Source organism: Vibrio sp. 2092 (assembly GCF_033339635.1).
Taxonomy (GTDB): domain Bacteria; phylum Pseudomonadota; class Gammaproteobacteria; order Enterobacterales; family Vibrionaceae; genus Vibrio; species Vibrio alginolyticus.
Window position 1 is genome coordinate 490,252 of sequence record NZ_JAWOUY010000002.1, and the last position, 12,413, is coordinate 502,664.

The window sequence follows — 12,413 nt, forward strand, 5'->3', positions numbered from 1 at the left end:
TGCCCGCTTTTTATAGGCTAAACAGGCGATTTAAGTAAGTTCCTGTGTGGCGATACATATAAGCCAGCAGAAAGGTCTGCTGGCTTAATGTTACTGATTAACTAACGTTAACTTAGTTTACTTAAACTTGCTGATTTCTTGTTCAACTTTGTCTAGTTGCTGCAGCTTCTCTTGCATTTTTAGAGAGTCGTAGTTTAGTGAAGCAGGGTTCATCGCTGTGCCACGTTGCATTGGGTATTCTGGAAGTGTTTTAAAGAACTCTCCCACAACGTCTTGTACAGGTACAAATAGCCACATGTTGTCAGCCATCCAACGCAAGTACATTTGTGATTCACTTGGGCCTTTTTCGAATGGGTCAGCACGTAGGTGGATGATTTTAGGCCAGTTCGGAGCAAAACGAACTGCGTTACTTAGGTTCCCTTCAAGCGTTGCAAAGTGAAGTTTCCAGTCATTCCAGCGGACAGCGTTTAATTCACCATTAGACGTAAAGTAAAGCAGCGACTCACGAGGGCCTTTTTCTTCCTTCCCTTCAAAGTATGGCATGAAGTTATAACCATCTAAATGTACACGCCACTCTTTGCCATTTGCTTTGTAGCCTTCTGCCAGTTTTTCTTTTACATCAGGTACGCCAGCAGCTGCCAATAATGTAGGCAACCAGTCTTGGTGTGCCATCATTTCATTGATCTTGGTTCCTGGCTTAATGACGCCTGGCCAACGAACCAGTTGAGGAACACGCATACCGCCTTCCCAAGTTGTACCTTTTTCACCATGGAATGGTGTTGCGCCACCATCTGGCCAAGTCATGGTTTCTGCGCCGTTGTCCGTTGAGTAGATAACGATAGTGTTGTCTGCAACACCTAGCTCATCCAGCTTGTCGAGTAAAACACCTACATGATCATCGTGTTCCAGCATACCATCGGCATAAATGCTTACGCCTGATTTACCTTGGTATTTTTCCTGCAAGCGAGTCCAAACGTGCATACGAGTGGCGTTATGCCAAATAAAGAAGGGTTTATCCGCCTTAACTGCTTTTTCCATAAATGCCAAAGAGCTCTCTAGGAACTCTTCATCTGCGTGCTCCATACGTTTTCGTGTCATCGGGCCAGTGTCTTCAATCTTACCGTCGGCATAAGACTTAATGACACCACGAGGGCCATAGTTTTTACGAAACTCTGGGTCTTTAGGGTAGTAATAAGTTTCAGGTTCTTCTTCTGCGTTTAGGTGATATAAGTTACCGAAGAATTCGTCAAAGCCGTGTTTTGTCGGTAAGTGCTTATCTTGGTCACCTAAGTGGTTTTTACCAAATTGACCCGTCATGTAACCTTGTTCTTTTAACAGATCTGCAATGGTTGGCGCCCAATCAGGTATGCCGTGGTCAGAGCCTGGCATACCAATTGTTAACAAACCCGTACGAAATGGCTCTTCACCCGTAATAAAGGCCGCGCGACCAGCAGTACAAGACTGTTGTCCGTAGTGATCTGTGAACAACGCACCTTCATTCGCGATACGGTCGATGTTTGGCGTTTTGTAACTCATCATACCTTGGTTGTATGCGCTGATATTCCAGTAGCCGATATCGTCACCAAAAATTGCCAGAATATTCGGTTTGTCGGCTGCCATAGCAGCACTGGACGCCGCTAACAGTCCTGCGCCCACAGCGATTTTGCTCAATTGATTTGCCATAAAAACTCCAGATTGTTGAGAGTAAAGATAAGCACAAGTGAGCCTTATGCTTAGTTGCTGCATAAGTTAATGATGTATATAGAAAAATCCTCTTATACTCGATATAACCATAAGTTATTGCTAGGTTGTAACCATTTGTTAATTAAGAAGAAATAGGATTGTTCTATTAGTTTGTAGAGATTCGTAAAGTAGATTTAGATCACTTAAGAGCCTTATTTTTATTGCGTAGTAGAAGAGGGGATGGAAATGAAAAACAATAGGATGCTCGCTTGTTTTACGGTCCTAAAGCAATACTAAAGTCGTTATGTATTGCTTGTAATTATTTGTATAACCAGTGATTTAGTGTCTATATTGATTTAGGTTGTACATTATAAATATAAGGATATCTATGAGTCAGTGGGCAGGCCGGTTTCGCATTTTATTGCTGGTCAACGTTGTTGTCAGTTTTATGGCTTTTTCTCAAGAGTTATTAACAGAGAAACCAAATATTCCTTCAGGCTTAAATCCAGAATATGCTGGCACACAAGCTTGTATAGATTGCCACCAAAACGAAGTGGAGGCCTGGAAAGGGTCACATCACGATATGGCCATGAAGCATGCAAGTACAACCTCTGTACGTGGTGATTTTGATAACCATGTTGTAACGCACAAAGGAATGCCTAATCGTTTTTTTAAAAAAGGCGACGAATTTTGGGTCAATATTCAAGGTGCTGACGGGCAATGGCATGACTATAAGATCAGCTATACATTTGGCTGGGAGCCATTACAGCAGTACATGGTCGAGTTTGAAGATGGCCGCGTGCAGCTTATTCCTTTTGCTTGGGACACAAGAGCTAAAGTTGAAGGGGGACAGCGTTGGTTTCATCTTTATCCAGAAACGACAACAACGGATGAATTCTATTGGACCAATACCGGGCAAAATTGGAACTTTATGTGTGCTGATTGCCATTCAACGAACCTAAAGAAGAATTACGACGCTGACAAAAACACTTACAACAGCTCATGGTCAGAGATTAATGTGGGATGCGAAGCATGCCATGGTCCCGCTAGTCAGCACATAGAACTGGCCAAGAAATACAAAAATGCTGGCACTTCTTTTGAGCATGACAGCCATTATGGCTTTGATCGAAATTTGTCTAAAGCAGTGTCGGATTGGGTGTTTGAGGAAGGCCATAGTACGTTACAGCCGAAATCAATTGAAGCAACCAATCAAGTGCAAACATGCGCTCAATGCCATAGTCGCCGAACCCAGTTAAATGAAACAGGTGATCATGTTAAAGGTTCCTTTTTTGATAAATATCGCTTAAGTCTTATAACACCTGAACTCTACTATCATGATGGACAGATTTACGACGAAGATTATGTTTATGGTTCGTTTCTTCAATCTGAAATGGCGGAGAAGGGGGTCACGTGCACTAATTGTCATGATCCACACACGGCAGAGTTAACGATCCCAGAAGAGGCAGTATGTTCGCAATGCCATATTGCATCGGAATATACACCTGAAAAGCATACCTTTCATAAGGCTGGATCTGAAGCATCGCAATGTACGACTTGTCACATGCCAGAAACGACTTACATGCAAGTCGATCCTCGTAGAGACCACAGTTGGCATATTCCACGACCGGATTTGAGCAAACATATTGGAACGCCCAATGTTTGCATGTCATGCCATGAAGATAAAAGCAATCAATGGGCCGATGAACAGATAGCAGAATGGTACCCGAATTCGAAGTATCGTAATCAGCAACATTTTGCTGTCGCATTTTATGCGGATTCAATTGGTCATCAAGGAGCAGCAAATGCGTTGGCATACTCTGCTCAGGATTCGTCGTTAAAAGACATTATTCGTGCTTCAGCCCTGGAGAGAATGGGGGGCAATACTGACCAAAATACAACAGTATCTTTGGCTAGGGCCGTTAAGAATGAGAATGAAATGGTTCGATTAGGGGCAATTTCAGGCTCGTCTGGTTATGAATTTCATGATCGGTGGCGGATTCTAGAGCCATTGCTTGGTGACCCGGTGCTTTCAGTGAGAGCGGAAGCTGCCTCGGTGCTGGTAACGAACTACGCACAAATGACCCCTTTACAAAAAGATGTCATTAAATCGCCCTTAGAAGAGTATATGGAAATTCAAGAGTTTAATGCCGATCGTGGTTTCGGAAGAACCAATTTGGCGAATGTGTACCGCAGCTTAGGTGAAATCGACAAAGCGGCCGAGCTGTATAAACAAGCGATCAGCATCGAACCCTATTTCGAAAATAGCTACGTTAACCTAGCAGATTTGTATCGCCACCTAGGTAAAGAAGAAGCGGCGCTCACGGTGCTACAACAAGGGATGAAAGCTCAACCTAAATCCAGCACATTACCATACAGCGCAGGTCTTTCTTTGTTGCGTCAAGGCAAAGCTGATGAAGCGAAAAAGCTACTTAGACGCGCCGCAGAAATTGGTGAAACTAATGCTCATTATTGGTACGTGTACGGTCTAGCTTTAGAAAAAAGCGATGTTCTAGAAGCCAGTAAAGCGTTGCATACAGCATTTGAAGTCGGTGGCAATCCACAACACTTGTATGCTCAATGCGAGGTTCTAGCGAGAAATCATAAAAAAGGCGCTGTCGCTTTTGCTTTCGACAGGTGCATACAAGAGCTTAGTCACTATGCGCCTAAACAAGCTATTAATCAGCTTAAAGCCTCTATTGTCGGGGTCAATAGAAGCTAATTACCAAAAGTGGAGCTTTTATCGCTCCACTTTTTCTTACTTGGTTTAATCAGCGTCTTTCGCTAATCTCAGCCCCATATCGGACATGATGACTGACTGGCTAGCAAAATCGCGACGATAGTTTTCGGATTCGTCAGCATCATAGGCAAAGCTACCACCTCGTACAGACTTGTGTGCAAGGCTTTCTTTTTCATCTTTTGCGTTTACCGGATTATCACTTGGTGCTGATTTGTAATAACCTTCATCAAACGCATCAATAACAAACTCACCAACATTACCCGTCATATCGTATAAGCCAAGCTCATTCGGTTTTTTCTGACCTACCTTGTGTGCCTTATTGTTTGAGTTACTGGCATACCAGGCAACGTCGTTAATATCATCAGACCCCGCGTAAGTGAATCCTTGACTTAGATTCCCCCCTTTCGCTGCAAACTCCCATTCTGCTTCGGTGGGTAAACGATAGTGCTCTCCCGTTTTTTCATTCAATTTCTTTATAAAATAATTGGCTTGTTGCCAGCTAATGTTATTCACGGGCGTATTTGGGTTTCTAAAATAACTCAGAGAAGAGCCTGTAACCGATTCGAATAACTCTTGGGTTACCTCAAATTTTGCCAAATAGAAATCTTCCACGCGAACGGTGCGGGCCGGGCGCTCGGATTTATTTGCTGATGGATTATCCGAGCCCATCGTAAATTGTCCGCCTTCAATAAGAACCATATCTTGATCGATTTTTTGAGCAAGAGGGCTAGGTTGTGTTGTTGCACATCCAGTCATAATTAGCGAAATCGAAATAGTGGCACCAAGGTAAAGAGTATTACTTTTGGAATGCTTCATAGGGGAGCTCCATCAACATTTATGATCAAAAAATTTTATCAGGCAAGTCTATGAAAAACAGTTATACACACTATAACAAGCGCCACGAATAATTGAACATTATCATCACACTAGGCGATTAACTTAATGATTAGTCTTAACGCCGTTGGGCGCAGGCTAGCAACTAAGAAGGTGATGAATGCACATAACTCAAGGTCCGCAGTTCAATGGAAAAGCTTCCAAGCGATTACATGTCATGGCGAAACCTATCGGTGCAGTGTGCAATATCGATTGCACCTATTGTTACTACCTAAGCAAACAAGATTTACTTGAGTACAAGCCAGGCTGCTCACCAGTCATGGATGAGGAAACGCTAGAGACCTATATCCGTCAATATATAGCGGGACAAAATACACCTGAAATTATTTTCTCTTGGCAGGGTGGTGAGCCGACAATGCTAGGTTTGGATTATTTCAAGACAATTGTTGAGCTACAGAATAAATACCGTCCCGATGGTATTACGATCTCCAATGATCTCCAGACTAATGGCACACTGCTTAACGATGAATGGTGTGAGTTTTTAAAGGCGAACAACTTTCTCGTCGGTTTAAGCATTGATGGTCCAGAAATGATGCACAACGCTTATCGAACAAACCGAGCTGGTAGAGGCACACTCCGGCAAGTTATGAATGCGGTTGAACTATTACATAAGCACGAAGTAAAGTTTGCTACGCTCACTTGTGTTAACAACTTGACCAGCCGTAACCCACTTGAAGTGTACCGATTCTTGCGAGATGAAGTACGCTCCCCTCAAATGCAGTTTATTCCAATAGTTGAGCAGAAAACATTCAGAACAACCGCCCCTCAAACTTGGGAGCCAAACGAGCAACTAAAGCAAGGAGATAAACGGTTGATCCCAGGTCATAAAGATGCCGTTGTTGAGCCTTTTTGCGTTGCGGATGAAGCATGGGGAAATTTTCTGATCGCGATTTTCAATGAATGGGTTTTACACGATATCGGCAACGTGTTTGTGCAGTACTTTGAAGCCAGTATCGAAACCTGGATGGGCAGAAAAAACCCACTGTGTACGTTAGGTGAAATCTGCGGGAAGGGCTTAGCAATGGAGCCTAATGGTGATGTGTTTGCGTGTGATCATTACGTGTACCCAGAATATAAGGTTGGAAACATTCATCACGAAAAGCTCGATACGCTCGCTTATAGCTCTGAGCAGCAGAAATTTGGGTTTGCTAAAAGTCGTACGCTGCCCCAACAGTGCCTTCAATGTGATTATCAATTTGCATGTTTTGGAGAATGTCCCAAAAACCGTTTTATCCGTACTAGGCAAGGTGAGCCTGGTCTTAATTATCTCTGCGCGGGTTGGAAGAAGTTTTTTACCTATGTTGATCAGTCGATGGCGTACATCTTACGAGCGACAGGTAACCCAGTGGTTCACGGTAAATACAGTGACCAGATTCTACGCCAGCAAGCTACTCAAACACAGACTGTGTTTGAAACGAAGTTTTAAGATAGTCACTACGCCTGCTACAGGCCCGGAAATGAAAGAATATAGGTTATTGAATGCAAAAAATTAAGCTGCTCTCTAAATCATTACTCGTGATCTCGATCGGCATTGCTGCGAGTCAAACAGCAGTGGCACAAGAAACAACATTGCTAGACCCAGACCAGGTATCGCCGACAACGGTTGTCACTCCACAAGAAGCTCAAATGACACCGGCGCAACGAGTCGAAAAGCTGTCTTATGATGCGCAAAATAAAAAGTTGTCTTCAGAAAAACGTATTGATGCTTTACGTGAGTTAGCCAACTATCCAAGCCAAAATGCGTTGGTTGCAGTTGCGCGTGGGTTGCAGGATGAAGATGCAGGTATTCGCGAAGCTGCGATCGTGGGAGCACAGCCATATATGATTGAGCACCGTTGGCGTTTGATTTCACCATTATTGAGTGATGACGCCGCCATGGTGCGAATTACAGCAGCGATTAACCTCGTTCGAGATTACGCCAATTTGAGTTCGGAGCAACAGCAGTCACTTGAGGGGCCTGTTTCAGAGCTGACAGCACACTTGTCCAGTAAGAACGATAATGTTTCCAAGTTATTACTTGCAGACGTTTACCGTTGGCATCGTGATTGGGATAAAGCGGCACTGATATACCCAGAGTTAACTAAGCTTGAGCCAAACAACCCTCAAGTTTGGTTAAGCTATGCAGACAACTTCCGAGCGCAACAGCTAGACCAAAAAGCTATCAACGTGCTTGACGAGGGTATCAAGCTAAATTCAGAAGATGCCTCGCTGCATTATTCTAAATCTCTCGCTTTGGTTAGATTAGACAAAAAGAAAGAAGCGGCGTTTGAAATAGACAAAGCTGCGACGATGGCAAAGACGAACAGTTACTTTTGGTATTTAAGTGGTGTTCTGCAAGAAGAGTTAGACTTGAAGAAGTCTGTCAACGCTTTTGAGCAAGCGTATTTGATATCCGGTGCTCCAGAACAATTGTATGCCGTGTGTGACATCTATGTCAGATACGGCAACCCTAAAACGGATGACTGTTTAACAGAGCTAACGAAGGTCGCTCCCGACTATGTTATTGAAGAGCTCAATCAGAAAAAGGGACGTAAAAGTGCCTCTACATCAGTTGAAGCCAATGAATTTAAACTCTAATCGGTAAATTCCATGTTCCTATTTCAATAAAATAGTGAACCAATTTAGTGACGGCGTCACTCTTTGGTGGCCGTTGGATATGTCAGTTCAATATGCGCCTGTTTCAATTGAACTATACTTTTGATTGGATTCGCACCTAGCACCTCAATATAAGGAATTAAGATGGCTATAAAGTTAAAGACGATTGTCTTAGCAACAGGTTTTGCTCTGTCTAGTTACGCTGTTGCTGCTGATATGCAAGATCCACTTCCGTCATGGAACAACACTGACGCTAAGCAAGCTATTATGGCGTTTGTTACGAAAACAACGACCCAAGGTTCGGATTCCTATGTTCCTGAAAGCCAACGAATCGCGACGTTTGATAATGATGGAACACTTTGGGCAGAAAAGCCTGTTTATCTACAGTTGTTTTTTGCGATCGATAGAGTAAAAGAAATGGCCTCTGAGCATCCTGATTGGAAGACAACCGAACCCTTTGCTTCCGCATTAAAAGGTGACATGGAGGGGATTGGTAAACAAGGACTCGAAGGTGTAATGAAGCTTGTTATGGCAACCCATTCTGGAATGTCTACTGAACAGTTTCATCAAGAAGTTAAGGAATGGTTGAAAACGGCTGTCCATCCAACAACGGGTAGACCATACACTGAAATGGTATATCAACCTATGCTCGAACTGCTCGACTATTTAAGAGCGAACGACTATCAGACCTACATCGTTTCTGGAGGCGGAATTGAATTTATGCGCGTTTGGGCGCCGGAAGTATACGGCATTCCAACGCAAAACATCGTGGGAACGACGTTAAAGGCGGAATATCAAAGTGTTGATGGAAAACCTACCATCCAACGCATGCCGGAAATAGACTTTGTCAATGACAAAGCAGTAAAGCCTGTGACGATTCAAAACTTCATTGGCAAACGTCCGGTAATGGCGTTTGGTAATTCTGATGGTGATTTACAGATGTTAGAGTGGACGAAAGCAGGTTCAGGTCCAAGATTTTCTGCGATTATCCATCACACGGATGACAAGCGTGAATGGGCGTATGATAAAGATTCTCATGTTGGCAAGTTAGATAAATCGTTTAAAGTAGGTGAAGAGCAAGGTTGGCTATTTGTCGATATGAAACAAGATTGGAATCAAGTGTTTAAAGAGAGCACTAAATGATAATCTTTGTTTGACCATAAATTGCTGCAACCAAACAATTGCAACGAAATAAAAGGCCTCACAATTGAGGCCTTAGTTAATTCCACAGTAGCTTCGATACCTAGGGTCTAGTTTCTAGGTTGCTGTGTCATTGTTTCTACCACTTTTTCAATACTTAACGAGCTACCTTTCGTTGCAGGGAACTCCTTAAATGTCTCTAGGAACTTACGCACGATAGCTTGAGCAGGAACGAACATCCACATTTGATCAGCGTAAAAATGTCTGACGTAAAGTGCTGCATCTGGACCGACCTCGAATGGGTCCATACGAAGGTTTACAATCAAAGGCCAACTAGGTGTTTTGCGGTATGCCTCATTAATGGCACCCTCCATAATACTGAAGTGGATCTTCCAGTCTTTATAACGAACGGCGTTTAAATTACCACCAGCATCGAAGTAAAAGATTTCTTTGCGTGCGCCTTCATCAGCTTTACCAGTCAGCAGATCAAGTTGGTTGTAGCCATCTAAATGTGCTTTAAAGGTTTTGCCCGCTGCTTTATGACCCTTCAATAGTTTTTCTTTCACATCTGGTTCGCCCACAGCTGCGAGTAGAGTTGGCATCCAGTCTTCTTGTGAAAAGATATCGTTGATAACCGTTCCTGGTTTAATGTTTCCAGGCCAGCGTACCATCATCGGAACGCGGAATCCGCCTTCCCAAGTCGTACCTTTTTCGCCCTTGAACGGTGTAGTACCACCATCTGGCCAGGTAAATTTCTCAGCGCCATTATCGGTACTAAAAACAACAATGGTGTTATCTGCTACGCCTAGCTCTTCAAGTTTATCAAGCATGACACCTACTTGATCATCTAGGTCCATCATGCCATCGGCGTATAAGCCGTAACCTGACTTCCCTTGATATTCTTCACTCAAATGTGTCCAGACGTGCATACGGGTTGAGTTATGCCAAATAAAGAATGGTTTGTCTTCTTTTACTGCTTTTTCCATAAAGGCCAAGCTAGCATCCATGAATTCTCGGTCTACGTTTTCCATACGCTTACGAGTAAGGGGACCTGTGTCCTCGATTTTGCCATCCGCAGTCGCCTTCAACACGCCTCGAGGTCCGAATTTTTTACGAAACTCTGGATCTTTTGGATAAAACTCAGACTCAGGCTCTTCTTCCGCGTTTAAATGGTATAGGTTACCAAAGAACTCATCAAACCCATGGTTAGTTGGTAGGTGCTCATCTTGATCACCAAGGTGGTTTTTACCAAACTGACCAGACACATAGCCGTGATTTTTAAGTAACTCTGCGATAGTAGGATCTTTCGATTGAATACCCTCTTTTGCGCCGGGCATACCAATAGTCAATAGACCGGTACGAAACGGATGTTGACCCAGAATAAATGAGGCTCGTCCGGCAGTACAACTCTGTTGTGCGTAAGCGTCTGTGAAAATGGCACCTTCATTGGCGATTTTATCAATGTTAGGAGTCTTCCCTCCCATCATACCATTGTGATACGCACTAATGTTGTATACACCTACATCGTCACCCCAGAACACAAGGATGTTGGGCTTATCGGCAGCAAAGGCTGTGGACGCAGCTAATGTACCGACCAATGCCATTACCTTTTTAATCGAGTTTCGCATGAAAATCCTCCGCGATAAATGAATCCATTATCGTTATATAACGTTACTAATTGTGTTCATCATGGCGAAGTCGAGTGAGATGACACCAAATGAGACAATGTAGTCAGTTGAATATAGTAGAGGTTTTTTGTTGCTTCCAAGTAATCCCTGTTTTTCAAAAATGTTAACTAACATGGACTAGACTTTAGTGTGTTTTAAGTGTGATAAGACGCACTTACAGGATTGAATTTCAATGAAAGGCGACACTATGAAAAATAAACTAGCAACTATCCTGTTTCTATGTATCCCGTTAGAAGTGGTTGCGGAAGAGACACCAAATGTCGTGGTAATGTTGGTTGATAACCTTGGGTGGGGGGAACTAAGTTCCTATGGGAGTACCAGAGGTGTTGAAACTAAAAACTTAGATCAACTTGCTAGAGAAGGTGTACGCCTTACTAATTTTAATGTGGAACCGCAATGCACGCCAACTCGCTCCTCATTCATGACGGGGAGGCGAGCGCTTAGATCTGGGACAGATAAGGTTGTTTGGGGAGTGCCTTACGGTATGGTGAACTGGGAGATAACCATTGCAGAGAAGTTTAAGGAACAAGGATATAACACGAGCCTTTACGGGAAATGGCATTTGGGAGACCAAAAAGGGCGCTTTCCAACGGATCAAGGCTTTGATGAATGGTATGGCATTGCAAATACGACGGATGAGTCAGAATATAGCTCTCAACCCGGTTATAAAGCTATATTACCTAAACCTCAAATCCTTTCAGCTAGAGCAGGGCAGGATCCTAAAGGGGTCAAAGAATATAATTTGGACTCACGTAGAACGATTGACAGTGAGCTAGTTGAACATGCCACAGATTTTATAAATCGAAATGTGAAAGAGAATAAGCCATTTTTCTCTGTAATTACTTTTACTCAACCACATTTACCGACGCTACCTCATCCTGATTTTATTGGTAAAACAGGCAAAGGAAATTACTCAGATGTGTTAGCTGAGATAGATTTTCGAGCTGGGCAAGTTATTGGTGCAATAGAAAAAGCAGGAATTAAAGACAATACACTAGTGATTTGGTTTTCTGACAACGGTCCAGAGTGGCATATGCCATACCAAGGCTCTAGCGGGCCATGGCGTGGTGCATACTTTACGGCTCTTGAAGGCTCTCTCCGAACACCATTTATTGCCTCTTGGCCTAACCACATCAAACCGGGCAGAGTGAGTGATGAAATTATCCATGTTGTGGATCTATTTGCCTCACTTTCTCATGTCGGTGGATACAAATTACCAAGCGATAGAACAATAGATAGTATTGATCAGTGGGCCTTTTTAAAGGGAGATAGTGAAAAGTCTAATCGAGATGGTTTTATCATTAACAATGGCTCTGAAACCTATGCTTATAAGTGGGAAAATTACAAGATGCACTTTATTGATCAAGATATCATGCCGGAGAAAGGGCGCCCATTACAGATCCCTGAAATATACAATTTGATTGATGACCCTAAAGAGGAGTTTGATTTAAGAAATAATGCCACATGGTTATTTCCTATCATGATAGGAAAGAGAGTAAAGTTTGAATCTTCCGTTGCAACAAGCTGCGATACGATTCCTTTCCCTGCTCCATTTGGATATAAGCCCGATTGTAGCAAGGGGAATTTCAATCAATTTCCAGTGGATGGGTTACGCCAGAAGTAGTTTACCCCAATGGCTCTTTCTCGCATGCATGAGGTATGTTTTTGGTTCAATA

Annotated in this window: 8 protein-coding genes; 5 read left to right on the forward strand and 3 right to left on the reverse strand. The window is 43.1% G+C overall.

Annotation, left to right across the window (positions count from 1 at the left end):
• Positions 1–117: 117 nt before the first annotated feature.
• Entirely contained in the window at positions 118–1,683 is a 1,566-nt protein-coding gene (locus R7P80_RS05990) for an arylsulfatase (protein WP_005377767.1), read from the reverse strand.
• 388 nt (positions 1,684–2,071) lie between these two features.
• On the opposite strand from R7P80_RS05990, the gene R7P80_RS05995 reads away from it, so the two are divergent.
• The gene (locus R7P80_RS05995) at positions 2,072–4,402 is read left to right on the forward strand and encodes a tetratricopeptide repeat protein (RefSeq protein WP_149191827.1); all 2,331 of its coding nucleotides are present in this window, start codon (positions 2,072–2,074) and stop codon (positions 4,400–4,402) included.
• A 45-nt stretch (positions 4,403–4,447) separates the two neighbouring features.
• On the opposite strand, the gene R7P80_RS06000 is transcribed toward R7P80_RS05995, so the two are convergent.
• Positions 4,448–5,176, reverse strand: a complete 729-nt coding sequence (locus tag R7P80_RS06000; protein WP_372034459.1) for a formylglycine-generating enzyme family protein — start codon at positions 5,174–5,176, stop codon at positions 4,448–4,450.
• Positions 5,177–5,414: 238 nt separating this feature from the next.
• Between R7P80_RS06000 and R7P80_RS06005 the strand changes: the two genes are divergently transcribed.
• The 3 genes from R7P80_RS06005 to R7P80_RS06015 all read left to right on the forward strand — a co-directional run bounded on the left by R7P80_RS06005 (position 5,415) and on the right by R7P80_RS06015 (position 9,052).
• A complete protein-coding gene (locus tag R7P80_RS06005) occupies positions 5,415–6,740 on the forward strand; it encodes an anaerobic sulfatase maturase (protein WP_172563292.1) in 1,326 nt (441 codons plus the stop codon).
• A gap of 53 nt (positions 6,741–6,793) precedes the next feature.
• Entirely contained in the window at positions 6,794–7,891 is a 1,098-nt protein-coding gene (locus R7P80_RS06010; protein ID WP_132936628.1) for a hypothetical protein, read from the forward strand.
• Between the two features lie 162 nt (positions 7,892–8,053).
• Complete coding sequence (locus R7P80_RS06015) at positions 8,054–9,052, forward strand: HAD family hydrolase (protein WP_005385672.1); 999 nt, start codon at positions 8,054–8,056, stop codon at positions 9,050–9,052.
• Positions 9,053–9,159: 107 nt separating this feature from the next.
• On the opposite strand, the gene R7P80_RS06020 is transcribed toward R7P80_RS06015, so the two are convergent.
• On the reverse strand, positions 9,160–10,677 hold the full coding sequence (locus tag R7P80_RS06020) for an arylsulfatase (RefSeq protein WP_005377761.1): 1,518 nt from the start codon (positions 10,675–10,677) through the stop codon (positions 9,160–9,162).
• Positions 10,678–10,924: 247 nt separating this feature from the next.
• On the opposite strand from R7P80_RS06020, the gene R7P80_RS06025 reads away from it, so the two are divergent.
• Complete coding sequence (locus R7P80_RS06025; protein ID WP_225491420.1) at positions 10,925–12,361, forward strand: arylsulfatase; 1,437 nt, start codon at positions 10,925–10,927, stop codon at positions 12,359–12,361.
• Positions 12,362–12,413: the final 52 nt, after the last annotated feature.

Bases quoted from the DNA above. Each gene is read 5' to 3' on its own strand.
- R7P80_RS05990 (WP_005377767.1), bottom strand. From the start codon at position 1,683: ATGGCAAATCAATTGAGCAAAATCGCTGTGGGCGCAGGACTGTTAGCG.
- R7P80_RS06005 (WP_172563292.1), top strand. From the start codon at position 5,415: ATGCACATAACTCAAGGTCCGCAGTTCAATGGAAAAGCTTCCAAGCGA.
- R7P80_RS05995 (WP_149191827.1), top strand. From the start codon at position 2,072: ATGAGTCAGTGGGCAGGCCGGTTTCGCATTTTATTGCTGGTCAACGTT.
- R7P80_RS06000 (WP_372034459.1), bottom strand. From the start codon at position 5,176: ATGACTGGATGTGCAACAACACAACCTAGCCCTCTTGCTCAAAAAATC.
- R7P80_RS06020 (WP_005377761.1), bottom strand. From the start codon at position 10,677: ATGCGAAACTCGATTAAAAAGGTAATGGCATTGGTCGGTACATTAGCT.
- R7P80_RS06015 (WP_005385672.1), top strand. From the start codon at position 8,054: ATGGCTATAAAGTTAAAGACGATTGTCTTAGCAACAGGTTTTGCTCTG.
- R7P80_RS06010 (WP_132936628.1), top strand. From the start codon at position 6,794: ATGCAAAAAATTAAGCTGCTCTCTAAATCATTACTCGTGATCTCGATC.
- R7P80_RS06025 (WP_225491420.1), top strand. From the start codon at position 10,925: ATGAAAAATAAACTAGCAACTATCCTGTTTCTATGTATCCCGTTAGAA.